At 45.3% G+C, this 24,364-nt stretch carries 16 protein-coding genes; 1 reads left to right on the top strand and 15 read right to left on the bottom strand.

The window, feature by feature from the left end; genetic code table 11:
* Positions 1-15 precede the first annotated feature (15 nt).
* From MKZ16_RS02830 to MKZ16_RS02795, 8 genes are all read right to left on the bottom strand, one after another.
* A complete protein-coding gene (locus MKZ16_RS02830) occupies positions 16-1,173 on the bottom strand; it encodes a Ger(x)C family spore germination protein (RefSeq protein WP_036676759.1) in 1,158 nt (385 codons plus the stop codon).
* A complete protein-coding gene (locus tag MKZ16_RS02825; protein WP_218641692.1) occupies positions 1,170-2,720 on the bottom strand; it encodes a spore germination protein in 1,551 nt (516 codons plus the stop codon). The genes MKZ16_RS02830 and MKZ16_RS02825 overlap by 4 nt, the downstream gene beginning before the upstream one ends.
* Before the next feature lie 1,484 nt (positions 2,721-4,204).
* A complete protein-coding gene (locus tag MKZ16_RS02820; protein WP_076103913.1) occupies positions 4,205-10,582 on the bottom strand; it encodes an S-layer homology domain-containing protein in 6,378 nt (2,125 codons plus the stop codon).
* A gap of 19 nt (positions 10,583-10,601) precedes the next feature.
* Positions 10,602-11,480 (bottom strand): carbohydrate ABC transporter permease, encoded by an 879-nt coding sequence (locus MKZ16_RS02815; protein WP_081382617.1) that lies wholly within the window; start codon positions 11,478-11,480, stop codon positions 10,602-10,604.
* Entirely contained in the window at positions 11,480-12,457 is a 978-nt protein-coding gene (locus MKZ16_RS02810; protein ID WP_081384022.1) for a sugar ABC transporter permease, read from the bottom strand. Before MKZ16_RS02810 ends, MKZ16_RS02815 begins: the two co-directional genes overlap by 1 nt.
* Before the next feature lie 34 nt (positions 12,458-12,491).
* A complete protein-coding gene (locus MKZ16_RS02805) occupies positions 12,492-13,892 on the bottom strand; it encodes an extracellular solute-binding protein (RefSeq protein WP_076103911.1) in 1,401 nt (466 codons plus the stop codon).
* 92 nt (positions 13,893-13,984) lie between these two features.
* Entirely contained in the window at positions 13,985-16,396 is a 2,412-nt protein-coding gene (locus MKZ16_RS02800; RefSeq protein WP_076103909.1) for a hypothetical protein, read from the bottom strand.
* A 67-nt stretch (positions 16,397-16,463) separates the two neighbouring features.
* Positions 16,464-17,516: a LacI family DNA-binding transcriptional regulator gene (locus MKZ16_RS02795; protein WP_036676749.1), complete on the bottom strand. Its 1,053-nt coding sequence runs from the start codon at positions 17,514-17,516 to the stop codon at positions 16,464-16,466.
* A gap of 214 nt (positions 17,517-17,730) precedes the next feature.
* Here MKZ16_RS02795 and MKZ16_RS02790 point away from each other — a divergent pair, with 214 nt between their 5' ends.
* Positions 17,731-18,048, top strand: coding sequence for an MGMT family protein (locus MKZ16_RS02790; protein ID WP_036676747.1), 318 nt, complete (start codon positions 17,731-17,733; stop codon positions 18,046-18,048).
* Here MKZ16_RS02790 and MKZ16_RS02785 read toward each other — a convergent pair.
* The 7 genes from MKZ16_RS02785 to MKZ16_RS02755 all read right to left on the bottom strand — a co-directional run bounded on the left by MKZ16_RS02785 (position 18,045) and on the right by MKZ16_RS02755 (position 24,333).
* Complete coding sequence (locus MKZ16_RS02785) at positions 18,045-18,740, bottom strand: DUF1361 domain-containing protein (RefSeq protein ID WP_076103907.1); 696 nt, start codon at positions 18,738-18,740, stop codon at positions 18,045-18,047. The genes MKZ16_RS02790 and MKZ16_RS02785 overlap by 4 nt on opposite strands.
* A gap of 150 nt (positions 18,741-18,890) precedes the next feature.
* A complete protein-coding gene (gene sulP / locus MKZ16_RS02780; RefSeq protein WP_076103906.1) occupies positions 18,891-20,654 on the bottom strand; it encodes a sulfate permease in 1,764 nt (587 codons plus the stop codon).
* Positions 20,655-20,761: 107 nt separating this feature from the next.
* The gene (locus tag MKZ16_RS02775; protein ID WP_036676741.1) at positions 20,762-21,088 is read right to left on the bottom strand and encodes a metalloregulator ArsR/SmtB family transcription factor; all 327 of its coding nucleotides are present in this window, start codon (positions 21,086-21,088) and stop codon (positions 20,762-20,764) included.
* A gap of 74 nt (positions 21,089-21,162) precedes the next feature.
* A complete protein-coding gene (locus tag MKZ16_RS02770) occupies positions 21,163-21,540 on the bottom strand; it encodes a hypothetical protein (protein WP_076103903.1) in 378 nt (125 codons plus the stop codon).
* Between the two features lie 62 nt (positions 21,541-21,602).
* Positions 21,603-23,171 carry a phospholipase D-like domain-containing protein gene (locus MKZ16_RS02765; protein ID WP_076103900.1) on the bottom strand — a complete coding sequence of 523 codons (1,569 nt, stop codon included), beginning with the start codon at positions 23,169-23,171 and terminating at the stop codon, positions 21,603-21,605.
* 174 nt (positions 23,172-23,345) lie between these two features.
* Entirely contained in the window at positions 23,346-23,639 is a 294-nt protein-coding gene (locus MKZ16_RS02760) for a putative quinol monooxygenase (protein WP_036676736.1), read from the bottom strand.
* A 58-nt stretch (positions 23,640-23,697) separates the two neighbouring features.
* The gene (locus MKZ16_RS02755) at positions 23,698-24,333 is read right to left on the bottom strand and encodes a nitroreductase family protein (protein WP_076101373.1); all 636 of its coding nucleotides are present in this window, start codon (positions 24,331-24,333) and stop codon (positions 23,698-23,700) included.
* Between the last annotated feature and the right edge of the window lie 31 nt (positions 24,334-24,364).

The raw sequence follows: 24,364 nt of genomic DNA, 5'->3' as shown, positions 1-24,364 counted from the left end.
AACCAATATTATCACCTATTTTTGATGAATCTTGATAGACCTTGTCGTTTGTGCACTGTTCTCAATAATCACCTTGGAATTCACTACTACTTCTACGTTGGAAAATTCTTTCACCCAGTTTTTCTCGATTTTCTCCCAGGTCCGCGGCATTTTCTCATGAAGGAGCTCTCCAAACCCAAAAATATCTGCATGGTAATCCTTCTGAACCTTATGAATAACTGAGAAAATCTGCTCTTCTAGTTCTTTTTCAGCCCACCTTTCTATCGTCTTCTTGCTGTCCAGACTATTGAATTCGCCCGAAGATTTGACCTCGTCCAATCCGGCATGTGTCAGTGTATTAAGTTTTATTTGGAGCTTACCATTTACCCATACAGGTTTTATTTTTGTGCGATTGGATAAAATCTCGAGCGAAAAGTTAGGCTCTCCACTTTCATCCTTTACGATTAACACACCTCCCTGGATTTGATTGTTGGCAAACAGCATGTATTTCGTTTCTTCGCCACTGATCATACCGATCATTTTATCCATTTTGAATATAGCTGTTCCGCTAACTCGTGCATTCTTCATCTTATTTTGTTCATGGACATAAATTAACGGAGCGATAGCATATTCTCCAGAAGCCTCAAGCTTGTCAATGAAGTCCCAGATTTCCACAACAGGCGCTGTGCTGACATTCTTCTCAGTTCTCATCTGCTGTGCAAGTGCGTAAGACATAATACTCTCAGTTGAACTACTTAGGCTTATGATTTCTTGAGCCGGTTTGTCTTTAGCGACAAAGATATACACATCTGATCGGGTTTCCGTATCCCTGTTGTACCAATCAATTACTTTGGTGACTCCCTCCCTTGCAATCTCCTCACTGAGGATAATCGCCTTAGAATGGCTCCAAAATAACTTTTTTCCAGTAATCGAGATCATCCCCCGCACAATATCAAACATGGTCTCGCCCGCGAGCGTAATCATTTTGAAACCAGCCTGACTTGATTTCAACCCTTCCTTCGTATCTACAATTTCTGTCGTTACCAATAACTGACCGTCTTTTTTCCCCTTATCAATTGCGACCCCAGCAACAATCGACATATCGTCAATTTCAAAGTAGTTCCAGCAGCCTGTATTGCAGATCAGAAGCATCATGGATATAACAATCAGAAGTATCCTTTTCAGCTTGCTCATGGTCTTCTCCTTACTTTATTGGAACCTTTTCTCCTCATATTTCGTGCCCCAATCAACGCCGGACGCAGATACATATGCCACCACGGCGCCCTGATCGCTGTATCTTTAATGTCCTGAGGACGGATAGAGCCTACTTCAAGCATGTATGGAACCCCAAAGCTGCGCAAACTCATCAAATGTACTACTAAACCAAGCATTCCAAGAAAATATCCGTATATCCCCAGGAAAAAACTCGCACCCAGCAGCAATGTTCTTACGATAATTAAAGGACCGGTCAACCTAGGATTAAGTAGCGTCATGATCCCTGTTAAACCGACTACAATAATCATTGGAGCACTCACTATTCTGGCCTCCACTGCCGCTTGTCCTAACACGAGAGCGCCTACGATACTGATAGCCTGCCCTATATAGGTAGGTATCCGCTCGCCCGCCTCTCTTAATATTTCAAAAATAGTTAACATGAATAGCGCCTCTACTATTGTAGGAAAAGGGACTGCTACTCTTGCTGTAGAAATACTGAGCAACAACATGGTGGGGATCATTTCCTGGCTATAGGTAACTAAAGCTACATAAAGAGCAGGAATACTGATCGACAAAAAAGCTCCAAAAACTCTTAACATGCGATTGAACGAACCAAAATAAAAGTTAATGTAATAATCCGAGCTGGCTTGAAAATTCTCTACAAATAGATAGGGAACGGTCATTGCAAACGGGCTGCCTTCTATAAGCACGGCAACTCTGCCCTCCATCATGTTACTGACTACGGCATCCGGGCGCTCTGTACTTCCTGTCATCTCAAAGGGCGAATAGGGTTCGTCTCTAATTAATTCCGCCAGAGATGCCGTGTCCAGAATAAGATCTATGTCAATCTGTTCAATTCGATTCTGTAATTCTTTGAGAATAGCCGGTGATGCCAAGCTCTCCATATAACAGATACATATCGGTGTTTTGGAACGTGTTCCCAGTGAACTGAAAACAAACTTTAACTCGGAGTCTTGCACCCTGCGACGAATAAGGGTGAGATTCACTAACAGTGATTCCGTAAATCCTTCCCTTGGACCTTTGACACTTTTTTCGGTCACCGGTTCCGCAAGAGCTTTCGTCTCCCAACCCTGCGCACCAATGTTCAGAACACCCGCAAAGCCGTCTATCAGCAGTAAGGTCTTGCCAGCTATAATCGAATAAATCATTTCATCAAAATCTTCAGAGGCGACCACATCACTAATGCTAATGACCTGCGTCCGGATGTTCTCCATCAGCTCGGCTTTATTGTCACAATTCTTTTTGGTAAAATCAAAAGCCATAACAGGCTTAATAATCCCTTCCTGGATCAAATGCTTGTCAACCATTCCGTCAACATAGACTAACCCAAAGCGAAGACTATCAGTAAACATGTTGCTAAACACTCTGATTCTAAGCGTTTCATCGTCCTTGAATATGTTTCGAAACAAAGTCATCATTTCATCCAGTGACGTACTCAGAGTCTGCTCAGATTTTGTGTTTTTTTGAGACGTATTGCTGTTTCCACCTGCTGGCCGTTCCTCCACAGTAGTCACTCCTGTCAGAATTAGGTTTCCTAGAAATTATCCCCCGTCTCTCCAAATCCTATCCGCCAAAATTATACTGAAAAGGGATCAACAAGAAAGAAACGAGACTACTCCATACGCCGGGTTCGGCAGGTAAGTAACCCAATCAGCCCTTGGGGTCATGCCAATAGTGACTCACCGCATAACATCCTCAGACGCTTATGGACTCAGGCACGATAACACCGCATATATCCTCAGACGCTTTCGGCTCAGGCACGCAACACCGAGTACATCCTCAAATGCTTATGAACCTAGGGAAGATAACACCAAGTACATCCTAAGGCGCTTACGGACTCAGGAGGCGTTATTTGCTCATTTATCGCCTTTTTGGCACATTTTCGGACTCCAGTGCAGCTATTTCATCAAAAGAGTCTCATATTGGGCGTTTTTCATGCCAATAGTGACTATGGGGTCCGATAGCACGCCAAAAGTCCATAAATGCAACGTTTAGGGGCTACTGGGTCCGTTACCGCCGAATCACACTCATCCCTTGGGGTTTACGGACCTCGCACAATAACACCCAACACATCATCAGGCGCTTACGGACTTAGCCGCGATAACACCACTTGCATCCTCAGGCACTTACGGACTCAGGAGGCGTTATTTGCTCAATTATTGCCTTTTGCGAACAGTTTCGGACTCCAGTGCAGCTATCTCATCAAAAGTGGCTCAAACCGGGCGTTTTTCATGCCAATAGTGACTATGGGGTCCGATAGTACGCCAAAAGTCGATAAATGCTACGTTTAGGGGCTACTGGGTCCGTTAGCGCCAAAACACCCTCTTCCCGGGGAGCTTACGGACCTAGCACAATAACACCGAACACATCCTCAGACACTTACGGACTTAGCCGCGATAACACCACTTGCATCCTCAGGCACTTACGGACTCAGGAGGCGTTATTTGCTCATTTATCTCCTTTTTGGCACATTTTCGGACTCCAGTGCAGCTATTTTATCAAAAGAGGCTCATATTGGGCGTTTTTCATGCCAATAGTGACTATGGAGTCCGATAGCAAGCCAAAAGTCGATAAATGCTGTGTTTAGCGGCTACTGGGTCCGTTAGCGATCTCTTGCGTGCAAATGACATACCATGAAGCAAAGTTTGTTTTAAGAGCATGGGGGATACGAGCATGTGATTAGGTGTTTTTGAGTTGTCAGCTCTGAGATAGCAACTTCGATCTAGACGTTTGAGGCTGGCATCTCTATGCTAGCAACTTTGAGTTAGGCCTTAGGGGTTGCCAGCTTGTTCTATGCGTTTGGCACTGGCATCTCTGAGCCAGCAACTTTGAGTTAGGCGTTTGGGGCTGGCACCTTTGAGCTAGCAGCTTTGAACTAATAAAGCTGGCGTTCGGGACATACGGTCAGCAGCAAAAAAACACAGGTACCCCACCAGTCAATGGCATGACTAGGACACCTGTGTTTTTTATATCTTGTATTGCTGCACGATTATTGAAGCTGCTCAAACAGGCGGAAGATCACTGTCGCTGCTTGCGCTCTTGTAGCCTTACCGTTTGGCCCAAATTGGTTGGATGTCATACCGTTAATAATTCCACTAATACGCATCGCTTCTACAGCTTTGGCTGCATCCGCAGACAACTGATTCACATCAGAGAATGCTTCACCAGAAGCCTTTGTTCCGGCAGTCAATGGGATATTAATCGTCTGAGCCAAACGATAAATCATGACTGCCATTTCCTGACGAGTAATCTCCTCGCTTGCACCAAAGTTGTCATCCGCTTTGCCTTTAACAATGCCGAGCTTTTGAGCGCTCGCAATCGGACTGGCATACCATGCCCCATCCTTAACGTCTGTAAATGTGCTTACAGCCGTCTCATCTAGTAAATCAAAAGCGTTCATCAATATTTTGATGAATTCTGCACGGGTCACATTTCCACTTGGATTAAAGTGTTCAGCATCCATCCCTTCGATTGCACCTCGTGCTGCGAGTGCTTCAATGCTGTTTACCGCCCAATTAGCTGTAGCGATATCTTTGAATGAAACATTCGAGTGACCCACTACATAACTGCCAAGCTGCGGCAAAGTTAACTCAAGCATCTGTGTTCCTGTATTAAATCTTCCGTTCTTAACGATCTCTAGTTGCTGATTACTGTTCAAGTAATAAACCACTACTTTATGAGCTTTCTCACCAGACTTCAGCGTATAAGGAAGTGCCAGCTTGATCCCCGTTGTCTTCAGAACATCACTCGGAATAACCACACCGTCTACGCTAAGACTGATGTCTTTAATTGTACCAGCATTCAACTGACTGCTTACCGACAGTGGCAATCCGGATACATCTCCAGTGCCCACAATAAGCTTAAGTTTGCCGTTCTTAGCATCTGTGTAAGTCTTCAAGAAACTTTCCGGCAGCATTATGCTTGCTGTTCCTGTATCAATCTTGAGGGATTTAACATTTCCCGCTGCTGCCAGTGACTGCAGTGGCAGCTCAATTACAATTTGTTTCGCGTTTCCGGCAGGATTCACGACAATGGACAGAATACCATCCTTTGCATCTTTAGCTGCCTTTTCAACATCTGCGGCAGTGAGTTCAGCCAATGCTTTTCCATCTGCTCCGATGACCGTCTGGACCACGATTTTACCACTGCTTACAGCAGGGGCTGTCGCAGACGCGCTAGGAGACGGTTTGGCCGTAGCTACCGGCACATAAGTACCCGGTGCCTCTGTTGGTTTTGGTGTTGACGTTGGCGTTGGTGTCGCTGTCGGTACAGGTGTTGATGTTGGCGTAGGTGTTGGCGTAACTTCTGAAAGCAACTTCAGGCCCGCAACCGCCGCATTAAGCTGACTTAATGCCTCATCAATGTCTGCCTGAGTGGCAGTTCCACTCTCCAGCAACATCACTGCACGTGCTACCTCTTTCTCAAGAGTATTCCAGCTCTCCTCTACATAAAGGCTCTTATCCAGAGTCTCTATTGCTCTAAGCTTCTCCTCCAAGGGTGCCGTTATGAGAGGTGGATTTACAGAAACTAATGTTAAGGTATACGTTCTGGTCGTTGTTTTATCCAGTGCCGTCACAATGACCTTGTAACCCGTTTGGATTTCTCCCGCAATAGTAATGCTATCGGGTTCGTACACAGCGAAGGTAACCCCTACCGGAACAGTAAGTCCTTCCTTCAGCTCATCAAGCGTAGTCGTATCCGGTAAAATAATTTCTTTGGCTACCTGATCAATAGATCCGCCCGGAATTGTGATTCCGCTGATCGTTGCATCATGAGCTTCGACAGGCTGTAAGGCTTCAAAGGCATTTTTCAAATTGGAATATGCCACATTAATATCACCATCGGTAGCACCGTCATTTGCATAAGTGGCTTTAGCAGCCTCTAGTGCAATGCGTAGTGCCTCCCATTGCTCAAGCGTTCCGGTATAATTCTCTTCATTTACCGAAGGATCTTCCGCTGTATCAATGGCTGCTTTAAGTTTAGATTTATCGTACCTCACACTGATGCGGCAGCTGGCAGCAATATCGGTGCCCGCCACTTTACCAAATATAGTGAAGTCTGTAGCAATGGTGAGTTTGTTAAGGGGAATTTCCTCCCATACCACACTTGCCAAGCCTGTCGTTTTATCGGCGTAAGTTACTGTAACCTTAGCTGGAAGCGTAGGCACGACGTTAACTGTCGTACTCACCGCAATCTGTTCAATGCTCACAATCGCACCATGGTCGCCGGGAGCAGGAACTTCTCCTTCTGGCTTAGACGAAATAGCCCGCCATTCCTTAACGCCTGTCCAAATACTGGTGGACTGCTTATTAAGAATCAAACGGAGTTTATCCGTCTTCACCTCGTCAAAGGTTACCTCGTTAAATGCATTTCTTGCTTTGCCTTTCTCGCTCAAGCCCGTTACCGGTACATATTTTCCAGCATCCTTATCCCAATATTCGAAGTTGTAATCTCCCGGTACCTGCACACCGCCTTCATCATCATAGAAGTACACGGAGCTGCCTGACAAAGTCACGGGCTCTTTCCAGGTCAGTTGCAACCAGTGGCTTTCACCGGGACCGCCCCAGTTCCCATACTGAGTTTCTGCTTCGCTATTGTAAATACTTGCTGAAGTATAAGGGATATAACCATCATTAATGCCATACACAGACTCCCATGCCGAAGTGTATGAGGCACTAGGGGCAGCCAAAAGGGCAGCATTTCTGTATCTAAGGTTATCCACCGCCATCCGCATTTGATCCGTTGCCACCTTGATCTCTTCCAGCGTATATTCTCCCTGAGCCAGCAATGCCTTGGCAGCAGTCAGCGCAGCTTGCAGCTCTTGCCATGTTGCCGCAGTAAAATCATCCTTGTTCCGGACAAGTCTGCCGGAATCCCGATCCGCAAACTTCGCGATCATCTCTGTCAGTTCCGCAGTAGCTACAAATACGGTGACTGGAACCTTCACGACAGTTTCCAGTTCTCCATCGCTGACAGTCAGGCGGTATTCGTATTCACCAGTCGTCTTAAAGGTAGCTTGCAGCATGGCTTTATCAAGCCCTGTCTCCTCTACTTCTCCTTCACCTGAAATCTTCTCCCAGGTATAAGTCAGCTTGCCACTTGGCAACCCATCATCAACGATCTGCGGCATAATCGTCAGAGGAACATTTTGCTCAACCTTCAATGGTGTTTCTAGATAAACCTTTGGTGCTTGATTGGCAGCCGCCTTAACCTCCAGATTATTATTGTAGATCTGAATCTCCTTGATGGCGGTCGCAAGTTCCAGCGGATGCGTCACATGAATGCGAATCGCTGCAGTATTAACCTTTTGGAACTCCACATTGTTATAGTTGGAAGCAATATATTCCGGATAGCGGAATTGTCCCTCCACTGGTTTCCAGCTTCCATCAGCATCCTGATATTCGACACCAAATGTCTGTGGTGTACCATAACCGTTCAGAAGCCGGTCATTATAGAAATAGACTTTTACATTGTCCACAGCCTGGACTCCATCAAATTTGAACGTAACCGTATCGACAGAATTCGGCGAACCGCCGAATAAAGCTGTGTTTGACGTATGATTAATTGATGCGATTGTCGAATTGTCCGCCAGGTTGCGGATATTCGAACCGCTCTTGATATAAGTCGATTCAACAGTAGTGCCTGAAGCAACAGCCAGATTCGTACCGTTATTAACAATATCAACGCCTGCTTTATTAAACATGTCGACAGTCTTCTCATTGCTGGCTAAGGATGTTTGATCTGCCGCAGCAAGCGTCGTAGCACTGCCTTTTTCATATAACACCTGTGTCTTCGAGTTGTCGCCAACGGCCCCAGTTACATCCCCTGAAGGTTTTTCCACCTTGCCAGTAGCTGTATCATAAATCAGATGGGACATTTCGTTAGTTGTCATTACGAGTTCATCATTAATGAAGAGCGAATAACCTGCTGGAATACCTTGATAATGAGGATTGTCACTATACTTAGCAGGATCCTGCCATACGATAGATAAGTTAGCATCATGGTAACGCACGTTATCTACAGCAAAATAGTCATAATCGACATTAATCGGCCATAGCTCGATTTTGTCATCTGTCCGTGGCTGAATACCCGCCATATCTTCAACCACAGTGTAATTCATCATGCCAAGCGTATCGTGGTGAATCCATGCCCGTACCATATCTCCACTAGGGTTAGGAGGATTGTCTTTTGTCCATGGTGTGCCGAAGAAGTAATCCTCCAGCCAGAAAAATTCATTAGAGTCCAGGTGGTCCGTATTGCCCGGTTCCACTGTATGCAACCAAGCGCCCCAATCAAACAGTGTTTTGTAAACGTCACTGTTGATATTATCTATAGGATAATAGCGCAGAGAGGCACGAACGGTATTAATATAGTTGCCGAAGTTACACCATGCGAACTGGTCTGTACCGAAGGCATCCGTCTTGCCATTCTTGAAATCTTCTACCCGCTTCATAATGCTGTTCTGATCCGCTGTAAAGAAAGGAAAGATCGGATAATAATTCGGATCTGCGTAATCAGACAACTGAGATAAATATTTCGCCTCATATCCTTCTTCACCTTCAGTTGGTACTACACCAAAGTTAAAGACAAACATGTTATTATCCCGCCAAGGGTTGAATACATCGGTACCGCCCACAACTTTTTTATGCAAAAAGCTGCCTGTACCATTCGTATCTGCCACACCGTCACCATCAAAGTCAGCCTTGTCGTACCACATCTCATTCAGAATTGAATTCTTAATATTCTGCGCAACAGTGTTCATTTTAGCTGCACCCGCAGTATCTCCAAGCTGCTCGTACATCTTCGCTGTTGCCACTGCATTGGCGTAGGTAGTAGAAGAACCATCCAGGCGGGCATAGTTACCACTGCCATTCCAGTGCATGGATACGGTATCTCCGTCATTACCTGTAATCGGACCATGGTTATAATAAACAAGATTTGGATTAGTGCCTTTAAAATGTTCAAGTGTGCCGGTAACATCAGTCGCAGAAAAATCAGCGAACTTCTTCAATATTTCCTGACCACCACCGTAAATCTTGTAAGCGTCCCAGCCTACTTGCGACGTGTTCTGCATCATATCCCAGGTCCAGATGTTAGGACGTCCGGGATTATTTTTATAATTCTTATTCTCGGAATATTCCCCTTGAGCCAGCCAGGTTCCATACAAGTAGGAAGGATCACGCAGCCATTTCAGATCCTGCATCGCCCAAGGTACACTGACCGTAATCCCGTTGTTGTAGCCGAGAACGCCCTCCATGTTCATTGGGAACTGCCAGTCATTGCCCGGAATGTTGGCATCCAGCAAATTAAAGCGGTTACACCACCAACGATAATAAAGTACCTTCTTCACATTCTCATCGGGAACATCGATATATGGAATGTTCTCTGCCCACCACTCGTTGTACTCCCGCACCTGTGCAGAGAAGGCCGTGTCATTGCTGTCAGCAGCCTTAAAGCTCTCATAATGCAGCTTTGAGCCCGGTATTTCATCCGCGAGCCAACCCATGACTACCTTTTGGTCAACGGAGCCACCGGCGGGCACTGTAATCTCTCTAACCAGTTCATTTCCGGAAGGACTCATGCCGTTTCCGCTCAGATGAACATCCACGTAGGACATCGCTTCAACTACCTTTTGCCCGGCTTTGCCTATCATTAGCGGAGCAGCCACTCTGTAACCCACCAGCTCATCACCCTCAGCCGCTGAGACGAAAGGTGATTTAACCTTCATCGTCAACGTTATATCACTGGCCGTAGGATTCTTCAATTGAAGCAGCGTTACAGCACTGTTATAGCTGGAAATAAATTTCCGCTGGTTAATCTCCAGGCCTCCGCTTGTGTAGGTCTGATTCTCATGACTCGGGTAGTTCTTCCGCACATTTTTCTGTTCCGCCAAGTCTCCTGTAGAAAGGGTGATGTTATACATCGTGTCCTTGTTCAAAGTATCCGCGTAATGCACCGTTCCCACAAAACCCAGCTTGGTATTATCCTGAGTCTTCATGTACAAAGCGCTTCCCCGGCTGAACAGAGTATTGGCGCTAACTTCATCGTTGACATCATCCGGAATGACACCTTCGTTAACAAGCAAGGCATCAAGCCAAGGCAAATCGGAATTATCTTTTGCAAAAGCCTCAAAATCAAAAGCTTCAATCGCCTGCATCATTTCTCCGACGGTGACATCGCTGAAATTAACGCCTTCCTTAACAATAGAATTATCCTTCCACTTCGCCTGCCCGTAATCGGTGCCTACGCCTTCATGATAGAAATCAGTCGTGTAGTTAGCCGATACGGGAACAATCCCTGCATTTAATACAACAGCCGCACATAATGCCGCCACAGAAGCTCTTCTGGGCCATTTATGACTTGTCATTTGGATGAATTCCTCCTTTTTATCCCTTGATTCCCGTTAATGTAATGCCCTCAACAAAATATTTGTTGCCGATCAAGAAAAATACTAGACAAGGAGCTGTAACGACGAGCGCCAGTGCCATGACCTGTTCATAGTTCGGAATGCGCATCCCGTTCACAATATACAAGCCCATAGGCAGCGTATAATCTGCTTCAGTCTTCAAATAAATCATGGTATAGAAAAATTCATTCCAACAGTTAATAAAGCTGAACAACGCCACAACAATCATTGCGGGACGTATAAGCGGCAGCATGATGCGGGAGTAGATACGGAAGTAACCCGCGCCGTCAATCTTGGCAGCTTCACTGAGTTCTAGCGGAATCGTCATAAAAAATTGCCGGAGCAAAAAGACAAAATACGCGTTGCCGCCTGCACAGAAAAAGGCCGGAATAATAAGAGCAGGTTTGCCAGCTAGTCCCAGCGAAGTGTACAGGGAATATTGTGGCAGCAGGGTTACGGCACTAGGCAGCATCATCGTACTGATGACCAGCACGAACCACATCCCGCGCAGCGGAAAGTTCAGCTTAGCAAAGGCATACCCGGCAAAGCTTGTCGTCAGCACCGTCCCAATCACATAAGGAACTACAATCGAAACTGAATTCCAGAGCTGCCGCAGGAACTGAATACGTTCCAATCCAAGCCGAAAATTATCGACATTTAGTGACTCGGGGAAAAACACAGGCGGCCGCGCCAGTATTTCTGTGTGGCTCACGAAGGCACCTCGCAGCAGCCAATAGAGCGGAAAAGCAAACACCACTGCGAGCAGACAGGAGAACAGAATCAGCCCGGTATTGATGGCTTTAGCTCTTTTCTTTTTTTTCTGGATACTTGTATAATTCATAATTGCGGTTGCCGCCATTATCTCACCTTCTTTCTTTTGCCCATCGAATCGTCCCTTTTAAATGCGCCCTGGAAGTAGAACAGCACACCAGTAATGGCCATAGTGATTAGGAAGACGACCCATGCCTCAGCAGACGCCAAACCGCGCATCCCTACCTGAACAAATGAATGGTCATAGATCATAACGTTGATAAAATAAGTCATCCGATCGGGTGCACCATTTCTGGACAACACCACACTTTGCGTATAAATCTGGATAGAGGTCATCATGCACATAATCAATTGGAAAAAGAGGACAGGCTTGATCGTCGGATAGGTTACTTTGAGGAACTTGTGCCAAGCATTTCCCCCGTCCATCTCGATGGCTTCCAGCAATTCTCCCGGAACATCCTGCAGCGTAGCGATGAACACAACAATCGTCCCACCACAGGTCCACAAGCTCATGATAAACAATGTCTCAAAAATACGGATGGGATCAGTCAGGAAATCAACAGGGGCTATTCCTATCTGCAATAAAATCCAGTTAAGCAGTCCACCCTTGGCTTGGTTCTGTAGAAGCATCTGCCACACAATCGTTGTCGCCAGCATCGGAACTACAGACGGCAGAAAGAATATAGCCCGCATCAAGTTTCTGCCGATAAATTTACGGTTCAATAAGAGTGCAACAATCAGACAAAAGGTGATTACAAGCGCCACGTTAATGAAGGCATAAATCAAGGTCACCGTTATGGATTTCTTGAATTCGGAGCTGGTATTGGTGAATATGTACCGGAAATTATCCAGCCCAATCCATTCCATAACTTGGCTTCCGCTCATAATCGTTATTTTATGAAAGCTGTAAAACAAACTGGCCAGCATCGGATAAAGCGTCAATACCAAAAATCCAATAATGGCCGGTGCTGCAAACATATATCCAGCCACCGCCTCTTTGGTGACACCTTTGGCATGCTTTTTAACATAGACCGCAGCCGTTTCGGTTTTGCTCTCTGGGTTCATAAGCAATAGCCCTCTTTTCAAATATAAGCTCTAATTAGGAAACCTTGCCGCTCTCGAACAACTGCTTGATCGCTGGCATGATCGCGTCATAGACTTCTTTAACACTTTTCTTACCTGCCAATGCCTGATCAATAGATTTCTCATATTCAGTATTCATCTTGAGGTAGGCAGGAACGTAATATGCAGGCCATTGTGCGATAGAATCTTTCGTTGTCGAATAACTAAGGATAGTTTCTTTTGCGCTTTCAGGAAGATCGGAGGTCCACTTTTCAACCAAGGTAGGATCGGTATACCAATCTGCCTGGTTTGGCAACCACGCACCACTCTTCAGCAGCTCCAGACTGTTCTCAGGGTTGACCATGTAGGCATAGAATTTCTTGGCTTCCTCAATGTGCTTCGATGTATTGTACACAACAAGCGGAGCACCACAGTTCACCGTTACTGCCTTTTCCATCTTAGGCAGAACCCCAACGCCGATATCTTCATTTCCTTTGATATTAGCTAGATCCCAAGAGCCGCTGATCGCCATGGCATAACCACCACTCAAAGCGTCTACCGCAGAACCAATTCCGGAATTCCAAGTGTAATTGAAAGCGGATGCAACCTTATCTTTGTTAACGAGATCAGCTAGCTTCTGGATGGCATCAACCGTTTTGGGAGAATCCCATTGAAACTCCTTTCCATCCGGGGAAACAATCCCGCCACCGTTGGCATAAGCTGCCCAGAAATGGTGGAACTCCCGTCCCGCTGTCATACCAAGCCCGTAGTTCTCGGTCAGAGCAGCATCAAAGCCTTCATCTGCCGCTGTTTTTCCTTTAGTATCTGTCGTTAACTTTTTCGCGTTTGTTACGAATGTATCCCAATCCCACGCATTTTCAACTTTGGAGGGTGGATATTCAAGACCTGCTGCATCAAATTTGGACTTGCTATAGTAAAGCAGCTCCAGCTGGTTGGATAGACCGACTCCGATCACTTTTTGCTCAGGTGAATGGATTGTTATCGCTGATAGTTTTTCAGGAATACTTCCGTCCGCTAATAAATCGCTGATATCTTCGATAATTCCCATTTCATTGTACTTTTGGATATCGCCTTCGCCCATATAACTGATATCTGGAAGTTCGCCGGATTCGAGCCGGGTCTGAATAAATGTATCAAAGGAGCCATCCGCTGGAAGCACTTGTGCATTGATTTTTACTCCGGTGTCGGCTGTATATTTTTCTGCTGCCGCTTCTACCAGCTTTTTCTGTACATCATCACCCCAATACAATAATTCCAAGGTTACATCTTTATCAGGCGTAGTTTCTTTGTTGGCTGCTCCAGACCCTTCAGATGCCTTTGGAGCCGCATTGTTGGAATTGCCCGAACAACCTGCCAGTGCGGAAAAAACCATCATTGATGCTAAAGATAGAACTAGAGTACGTTTTCCAAACTTCATGTTTGTTGCCTCCCTTTTTTCATATCTATTTATTTCAAGCCAAGCATTTAAAGCTTTAGCCTAAAATCATCATGGTTTGTCATTCTTAGCGATTACAGACAAGGGCTGAACATTCCGCCTGCCAGTCTTACGTGAGGCTCTAGCATCCCCTCAGTTGTGCGATATTCGAGCTTGTCCTCAAGCAGCACATATCTTGACGGATATGCAGCGTAACTTGTTACGATCCAGCCCTCCGAGTCTTCTTCAATATAACCGTTAATACAGCGCATCTTTCCGCGTGGATCCCTGTACAAATATGTGGTTGTCCCGAAGCCCATTAGATAGGCCACTAGCTCCTCCCCCATATCCCAATCATCTCCTGTCACACCCGAGAACAGCGAAGCAAACAAGGAATCACTTGCCCCCACAAATACGGATTGCCCAAAACGGTTTCGCGACAATTCTGGCATATTCAGGTTAGGAGCTGCCACACTATATGTAGAAGCTGCCTCTCCAGGCAACAAACGGCGTGGAGTAGAGCGTACATTCCAATCGTAACAATTGAATACTGCCATCGTAGAACGGTAAGCGGCTTCCAAATATTCAGGGTCTCCAAGGAATTCATAGGCAACCCGGGATGCTCCTGCTACCAATCCACCCCAAAGGGAATGAATCATATAAGACAAAGCTTCCCACCAGCGATCCGGATTCTGCACTCTGTAATCATTGCTGAATCCGATATTTGCCAGAATTAGTTGTCCATAACGCTGGGCCTCCTCTTTATTTCCAAGGTGACACAACGTTTCACAGGTAGGGCCAAATCCTGCATTATCGTAAAAATGCTCCGTTATAGCTCCCTCATACTGCTGTATCCCTGTCTCCAGATTTCTACCAAAGCGCTCCCATAAGGTAAGTAGACGTTTATACTCTTCTGAAAGACCGCACTGCTTCAGTGCTTCTAATAAATCAAGAATATAGAGCACAAATATCCCATTTAGACGGCTCTCATCCTTCTCACGCTGGCCACTGTGCCGATCAGGGTCTAGGCGAAGACACATGATTTCGGCAGCCCATTGTAGATATTCTCTAGGAGAATGAATTTTAAGTAATGAACCATCCATTCGTGACAATAGATAAAAGACATGCCCAATATAATCCAGATCATAAATGCGGTAGAATTCTCCGTACAAGGGACGCGGATGATTAAAATCCCCGCCTTCAAACCAATGCTCCTTCACATCCAATACTGCTGCAATCTCGGCCTTAGCTACTTGTTCTGGGACAGCCTTGGCCATGCTATTCTTCATCAGTAGAAAAGCAACCTTACCCAGCGATTCTCCCTGATTCGATAGCGGACGGAAGGCATATGGCCTTTCGACCTCCCCTGTCCCTCCAAAGTTATTATTTACCAACCACTCGGCTCTCTTTTCCAGAATCCGGTCAATCGACTCCAGTACATTCCAGACCAGGATATCGCTCCGTCCATCTTCTAGCACCAGCTCCAGCTTATGTTCTCCCGGCTCCAAACGCTGTAAAGATATAGCATAGCTACTGCCTGATTCCAACCGTACAGCTTCGTTCGTAATATTCTCCTGGCGGATCAGCTCCGTCCCCGGTAAAGTGCTATACAAACGCAGCTCACGTAGAACCTGGCCCTGCGGCAGATCAACAACAGCTTCGAACCTTCCTCCTCGGGTTAATACAGGCGTATAGCTCCAGCGCGGATGTCCATAGGCCATGCCCTGCCTATAGAAATCATCTCGATTCTGACAGGGATGGAATATGTATTCCCAGCTGTAGGTCTCCCCAGCGCCAAGATCCAGCGGACTGTAAGCGCCACCATATATCCAGTCGGCAGCTGCAGATTCGGTCATAGATGATCCGTCCTCCACCAACGATAGCCGATGATACAGCAGACCATCCAAAGAAGGGGAGACCTGCTCAAGAAAACGATTCTTATAACTACAATAAGTACCTACGCTTACTGTTCTGCCCTGAACCCCATAAACACCCAGATGTGGTGCTTTGTTGCTCCGTCGAATAGCAGCGATTTTAGCGAAATCCCCACCAAGATGGGGGAACACTGCACAGGACTGGCTCATATTGCGCTGCACATTTTCATCTCTGTACATGATATACGCGAGCGAAAGCCACACATGAAGTCCATTAATTCTTACAGATTGTGGTGAGCGGTTTGTAGCTTCAATAGTCCATCTTAGTCGCTCATCTTCCAGAGAATATGTAAGTCTGATTGCAATCGGTGCGCCTTCAAAATCCACAATTACACGGTGTTTTCCTTCTGGCGTAATTTTGGGCAACAGATCAGTGCTTTTTATGATATTCCCGTCCAGCTCTATTGTCCATTCTCCGAATAGCTTATCTGTATCCGCATAACCTGCCTCTTTCAAATAAGACGGATCAACTACCCAATTCATTTCACTAGGGTCGCCCTGTAATATCAGAGACTGAAGTGCTCCGCGGTCGCTTAGCTCCATCGTGAAGTTTTCATTGCCTAGAATCGTCATTGCCTAGCACCTCTTCGATATTTTAAGTTAAACGTTTAGATTTATGAGGAAAAAGGAGCTGTGAAACTTATTTTTGTTTCACAGCATTTTTTAACGTAGCCACGGAATCACGTTCGATCAACCGGCACTCCGGCATGGTCAGTGAATCCATCTTCGTCCCCTTGATTAAATTGAACAAAACCTCAATAGCTTGATAGCCCATCTCATGTAGCGGAAGTCCCATTGTTGTTATACGCGGGCGTAAGTAATCACTGAATTCACGATTATCAAAACCGACAACCGACAGATCATCCGGTATTTTAACCCCTTTTTCCTCTGCCGCCTGCAAAATACCTACAACCATTACATCATTCATGGAAAGAATCGCGGTTGGGGGCTCCGGCAAAGCGAGCAACTCGGAGGTAAGGCGATACCCTGATTCCCTCTCCCAGTCTCCCATCTTAATTAACAGTGGATCGAACGGTAATTGATATTCAGTAACTGCCTTGTAATAACCGTTCAGTCTTAATCTGGAAGGGATAGAATCCATCAAACCACTGATTACAGCAATTCTGCTATGTCCTTGGTTAACCAAGTAGGACATGGCTTGGTAAGCAGCTTGCTCATCATTATACTGGATAGAGATATCGTCCTGTGTGTAAGAGTAGGTATACACAATCGGCTTACCCTCCGTATCGATTAGACCCGTTAAATCACGGGGATGAACACCGATATAAATAATCCCATCCACTTGATTGCTGAGCAGTTCGGCAACCGCATTAGCGGCATACTTTCGGTAGTCTTCCGTATTCGAGAAGTTACGGCCGATACGCTTGTCTAAACGAAGATTCACCAGTAAAATATGCAAATCGTTTCGATCTCCAAAATCATTAATTCCATCGATAATATCGGGGGTGTTAAATACCGTCACATCTTCTGCAATAACACCTATTGTATTCGTACGGTTGAGTTTGAGACTCTTCGCAATAGCATTCGGCTTATAATTCAACTCCTCAATGGCGGCAACAACTCGTTCCCTTGTATCAGAACGTACATTGCGGGTACCATTAAGCACATAGGAGACTGTAGCAATCGAAACATTAGCCTTTGCGGCTATGTCTTTAATGCTGGTTTTCCTCATTACACCTTCTCCTATCTTATTATGGAACTCTTTCAATCACATTGTTAAACGTTTAGATTATTTTTACAGTTAGAATATACCACGCGTATTTATTGCTTTGCAACCCTTTTTTTGCTATCCTCAAAAAATCCTCCTGTTCGTCCCCCGTTTCGTTTAGAATTGATTTATCTGTTGAGCAATGGATAAAAATAAGATATAGGAGCTTGAGCTTGCTATGACACCATTTACTGAGAGAGTTATTCATATCATACAGTCTATACCAGAAGGTAAAGTGATGACTTACGGAGGAGTTGCCCGCGCGGCAGGTAGCCCAAGAGGAGCGAGGCAGGTCGTTCGCATCCTTCACTCCATGAGCAAAAAATATAAGCTGCCCTGGCATCGGGTCATTAATGCTAAGGGAATGATCGCACTAACTGAGGATGAGTCTAACTCCCTCCAGAGGCTCTATCTACAGGGAGAGGGAGTTAGTTTTAATGAAAAAGGTGTGGTAGATCTGAAGCAATTCCAGTTTGAGCCGGAGTGTACCGATTAGTACCCTCTGGTAACTCTTCGTCTTTCTCCGGTGCCAAGAGCATTGAGTAGACAATACATCGTCGCGTAAATGACCAGCAGGACAAAGGCAATGAACAAGCTGAAAAATACGGACTGGAGATTCAGGCTATCCAGAACAAGTTGATACAACTGATGCCTGTCCGTCAGGACGTCCCAGCTATTGAGTCTGTAGACTCGGCCAAGCAGTACACCATATCCCCCGAGCATACATGCCGCAAGCACAAATACCCATGACCACAGCAGGTTGCTTTTACGATAAATGACCGTCTGGAACTGATACAATGAGAAGAACCCGGTCAACCATCCACTCCAGGTGAACAATAAAAGAGTGACCAAGTCATACCAGTAGCGATTCTGAATGGCTCCCTCCACGATATATCTACTTTTTCTTACCGTTAAATGCACCAGGTCAGTCATGAGATAAGGCGCGTTTGGAAAGAACAGCAGCCACGCGACACCCAAAGGAAGAAGTAATAAACCGCCTATCTTCCTTTTGTCTAGCTCATAAGCAGCCATGGAGAATAAAAACGGAATCCAAGCTAAGAACAAATTCCAAATTAAAAAAGCGTAAAACGAATCCGTCTGAAGTGACACTACACGATATACCGCCAATGTAGCGACAGACAATCCCGCCAAGAGCATAAACACCTTCGGATAATTCAATTCCTTCATGAGCTTATATTCTCCTTATCGATATTGATTACATTAAACTTATACCCAATTGTACAAATTCAGAATTCCGAAGTCCAATTTTAATACAAAAGCCCAGACGCAAGAATAGCGCCCAGGCCGACTTTATTTATTAAGCTCAAGTACCGCTGATTAGTTCAGAGGCAATGCTGGCTTCTTGCGTCCTGTCAGACCCCGTAGTCCACCTGCATCCTCCTGACAGGATAATGCCGTACACTCCCTAAACGCCGCATGACTGCATCCGATACATTTGTTGTGATTAATACTGCTAAGAGCTTCATTGATCGCTTCACCGGTATGATGATAAAACTGTGCTTCTCCTATTTTGTCATATAGCCCGGTTCTCTTAAGTAGCTCAAGCGGCTGTGGCTGAACACCAGAGATCATTAGTTTCCCTCCAACAGCATGTAAATGCCGCACCAGCTCCGCCAGATTGGATTCGCCCGTAGTATCCATGAATGGCACTTTTCCCATCCGCATTAATATAATTTTCGGCTGATCGGAGCCATAACCCGGCATGGTGTCATCAAATCTATACGCAGCGCCAAAAAACAGCGGCCCTTCCACGGTATAAATCCCAATCTGCGGACAATCATGACTCTCCGTTACCATATGTGCCCCTACCTTGACGGAATTAGGATCAGGCAATACTTTGGATACCAGATGAACCTCTCCCATCCGTTTCACAAACAAAATCACCGCAAGAATTAATCCCACCTCTACGGCCAGCGTTAAATCTGCAAATATCGTCAACAAGAAGGTGATGAATAATACCAAAGAATCACCTGTTTTGATTTTAAGCAAATGAAGAAATTGTTTGCGTTCACTCATATTCCAAGCTACTACCATCAAGATAGGAGCCATCGCTGCCAACGGAATACTAGAAGCATAGGGTGCAAACAACAAAAGAATTAGGAATACCACTACCCCATGAACGATCCCTGAGATCGGAGAAACTGCACCGCTTTTGATATTTGTGGCGGTTCTGGCAATGGCACCTGTAGCTGGAATTCCTCCAAACAATGGAGCTGCAATATTGGCGATTCCCTGACCAATCAGTTCACGGTTGCTGTTATGGCGGCTGCCTGTCATCCCATCAGCTACGACAGCTGACAATAAGGATTCAATAGCACCCAACATCGCGATGATAAAGGCCGGACGAATCAGCATTGTAATCCGCTCCCAGGTAATGGTCGGAAAACGGAAGCTTGGCAGTGTATTAGGGATATTCCCATAGGCCAAACCAATCGTAGTCACCTTACCGCTAAAAAATAACGCTGCTATGACAGTCGCACAAAGAAGGCCAACCAATGAGCCCGGCACCTTCGGAGCGAAGCGAATCGCTAGGATAACAACGGCCAGACAAATCGCGGCGGTCAGGATACTATATCCATTGATCGTCGATAGATGAAGTCCAATTTCTTTCATGTTATCTACAAAGCTCTCGTGCCGTTCAATATTCCTTAACCCAAGGAAATTAGCAATCTGTCCGGTGAAGATAATAACCGCTATTCCTGCTGTGAAACCAATCGTGACCGGCTTCGGAATAAATTTAATCAGTACACCCAGCCTTAACAATCCCATGAGGACTAAAATAACCCCCGCCATCATCCCTGCTAACAGCAGGTTCTCATAACCATACTGCATCCCAATGGCGAACAAGATAGGAATAAATGCACCTGTCGGTCCACCAATCTGAAATTTCGATCCCCCGAACAATGAAATACATATGCCGGCAACGATTGTCGTATAAATGCCATATTCCGGCTTTACACCAGAAGCAATAGCAAATGCCATCCCTAAAGGAATGGCAATAACTCCGACGATTGTCCCCGATATCAAATCCTTGCGAAAAGCGTTCATGTTGTAGCCTTTATAACGACCCCGCCCTGTCATGTTCAAACCTTCTTTTCTTTAAATATCTGATTATTTGAATATAAGAAGAACATTACTCTAGGACGCGACTGTTGTCAACGCCAAAATAACGTTAATCTATGCCATTTTCACTCGCCGCGCATGCCTTCCAGCAATGAAATGGTATTCACGAGATGGTTATCAAATATTTGTTTGGCCACTACCAGAAGGTCCTTGATCAGAGGATCACGTAAGGCATAAATGACTGTGGTGCCTTCTTTCACACTGGTTACTACATTTTTGGCGCGTAAAACAGCTAGCTGCTGGGATACAGCAGAACCTTCCGAGCCGAGAATAGCCTGCAGTTCATTCACATTCTTCTCACCTTCGCTGAGCAGCTCCAGAATACGAATACGCATCGGATGAGCCAGCGCCTTGAAGAATTCGGTCTTAAATTGCTGAATTTCGGTGTTCATAGCTTTCTACTCCTCTTGCTTAACTTTCTGAATCTAATGTTATCTTTGTATGTTATCTTAGTCCCTAAGAAGCGTCAAATACTGAAGGGATAGATTCGCACATCACGGACCTGCAATTCTACGAACACACCCAGTGCCATAGGTTCACCGAGACACTCGAACATCACTAACCCTTCACCTATTCGTAAGTATCCTGTGCCATCTTCTTCAATATTCTCCAACACGCCCGTAAAAATAACCCTATCCTGCTCGAGCCTGATATTGAACTCACCTGCAGGTACAGGATGGATATCCACCCACCTCATAAGCAGCTCCGAAAGCTCGAATTCCACATCCATTTCTGCCCCTGGATTCACAGGAGCACCACACCAGATTCCCCGGCCCTCCCCAAATTCTGTGAGAAAGAATACCTCGTCCTTTTTCAAACCACTTTTTGTAATTTTGATTTGCATAGCCAATACTCCACCCTAATGATTTATAACGATCATTATATCATGAGAATTAGCCCAATTTATCAAGTATAATTCTGGGTTACCTTATTCAGATAAGTACTAGGGTGTAGCCAAGGATGCTTAAAGAACTCACTTTTACTGGTAATCTTCCGCGAGACACTCAGGTCATAATCGATCATAGACTTTATCTGCTCTGCAAAGGCCTCCCCTTTTACCAGCATTCCCAGCTCAAAATCGTGGCAGGCACTTCTTTCGTTGATATTATATGAACCATGAAAAACGGCTTGTGATCTATGATCATAGGTAATTTTCCAATGGGAAAATCGACCGGTGGCACTGTAGTCATAGAAGGAAACACCGTTAATAAACGGCATATACATATTGCCTCTTACCGCCGCGCGATTTGTAGGATGATCATTGACCTCCAGCGGGTTGCAAATGTTCAAATTACACGAGCATTCCGGACCAAGCAGCCCGAGCCGATCCCAAAAATCCTGATCAATCAAATAAGGATTCACGATGATAGTCTCTTCAGCCGCGTAAGTAATTAAATCCAGATAATATTGTTGAATCAGGTTAACCGGGTTACCTGGAAAGCTTGCTAACAGCGTACATTCTTCCTCACCAAAATGATAATCTACATCAGGATAATAAAAGACATCATTCACGTCAAAATGATCTCCGCCTAGTAGCAGCCAGCGAGAATAGAACATCGCATTCAAAGGCTGCGCTGCAGCGCCGCGAATCCGGAAGCAGCCATCATGCCACTCAGCCTCTTTACTAGGAATCCCCTGTGGATGTCCGTCTATACTCATTGCAGAGGACGCCTGAACTGGGGTCTCATACGTATATTGGTCACCAATGTTTACACTGCCTATAATCGAGGTTACCCCATCTATGACCATAAACTTCCGATGGTCGATGACATTCAGTCCTGTGACCTCAACATCCTCTTGCACTTTATCCTGCAGAAACAGAATACTTTCCGGCACTCCCTCTTGCTCCAGCGCCTTTCGTTTCACCCGCCATTCCACGGCTGTATAATACGAATTGAAGGTATTCAGCAGCTTGGCGCCTGCATTCTCAAGCCGATCAGCAATCTTGGAGAACTGGCCGTACTCCAGATTATTACCGTACCCCAATGCCGTCAATGTGTAATTGACCATAACCCTTACCTTAACGCCACGCTTAAGAGCATAAAATAGCTCATCTGCAACCAGATTGCCCGAACGATCATTAAAGAAAAGCATGACAGACAGGTGGATATAATGCTGCGTTTTTCTAATCTCCTCTAATATCATTCCTAGACACTCTGGACCATTCACGTAAGGTGTTACTTGATTATTCCAAGTAGTCTGTGGAGCCAGAACCTTTAGCTTGCCTGAGTCTAGTCTGCCCAATACTTCAGTAAGTTGTTCCAGTAAGCTTGGGCTAAATCCAGGAAGCTGGAATAGCTGCTGACTTGTCGTAATGACTCCGCCAAGCGTCTGACGATAGGCTCTGGCAGCCTCTAGGTCTATCCCCTCAAGCTTACGCTCCACCTCTTCTCCTGCTACACCCATAATACGGGCAAGCGATCCACCGGATAGATAATAATTCAAGAAATCAATCATATTTCTCTGTGTCTTCATATGTAAAGTCCCCCATCGTTTATATTGCATGCCTTTGAATCAAGGTAAGGATAGATACCCTAGATCTCCTTTTTATAAACGGGGTGTAATGCAAAACAGGGATGCCCCACAGCCTTTATGGCTATGGATCATCCCTGTTTAGGTTTAAACAGAATTCCTAAGAATGGAGACAGCTTATTTTACCTGTTCTGCGCTAAATACTTTAACATCTAGAGGAGCAGCCAAGAATTCGCCAGCTTTAGCTGAGAAAGCAGTGAAATGAGCGCTCGTATTGTGGCTGGATACTGCTTCAGCATCACGCCATTGCTCAATCATGATAAATGAGTTGGCTTCTCCAGCATTCTCATATAGCTCATAAGAAAGGTTACCCTCTTCAGCATGAGTAGCAGCCAGTAATGCTTTAGACTCCGTCAAAAACTGTTCACGACGCTCTGGATTAACTTTAAGTACAGCATGAATAATGATCATTGTATATTCCTCCTAAGATTAGTGTTTATGGTAGCGCGTTGGCTTACTAACTTTATAATTATTTCCACTCAGCAACTTTATCGATAGGCAGACGAACAGATGGGTAACCTGCATCAACAGCTTTACCAATGGAGAGTAGCATTACAGGAACATAACGATCTTTTTCCATACCAAACGCTTCAGCGATTTGGTCTTTTTCAAATCCACCAATTGGGTTTGTATCGTAACCATGTGCACGAGCAACCAGCATCAGCTGCATAGCAACAAGTGCGCCATCGATAAGCACGGTGTCTCTGTTAATTTCCCGTGGCAGGTTAGCGAAATGAGCGGATAATCTGGTTAATTGATTTTCTTTTACTTCAGCAGGCATAAGTCCACGTTCAACAGCAGTACCGTAAATTTCTTCAGCATAATCGAAGTTGTTCAGATCACCAAAGATGGCAATCATAGCCGCAGAAGTCTCTACTTGTACGTTATTAAAACGAGCGAGAGGCGCTAAAGTAGCTTTAGCTTCGTCACTTTCAATGACCAGAAAACGCCAAGGCTGCATGTTCACTGAAGATGGAGCAAGTGTAGCTTCGGTAAGGATCTGTGTCATTTCTTCTTTGCTGATTTTAACGGATGGATCATATTTGCGGATAGAGCGGCGTCCTGTAATAATTTCTTGAAAGTCATTTGTTTGTGTAGCGTTCATATGTGTAATTCTCCTTTGAGTGTGTGATTTG

The sequence above is a fragment of the Paenibacillus sp. FSL R5-0928 genome, from assembly GCF_037970385.1.
GTDB lineage: Bacteria > Bacillota > Bacilli > Paenibacillales > Paenibacillaceae > Paenibacillus_AQ > Paenibacillus_AQ odorifer.
The sequence above is the reverse complement of the archived record's forward strand: the minus strand, read 5'-3'. Positions and strand labels throughout refer to the sequence as shown.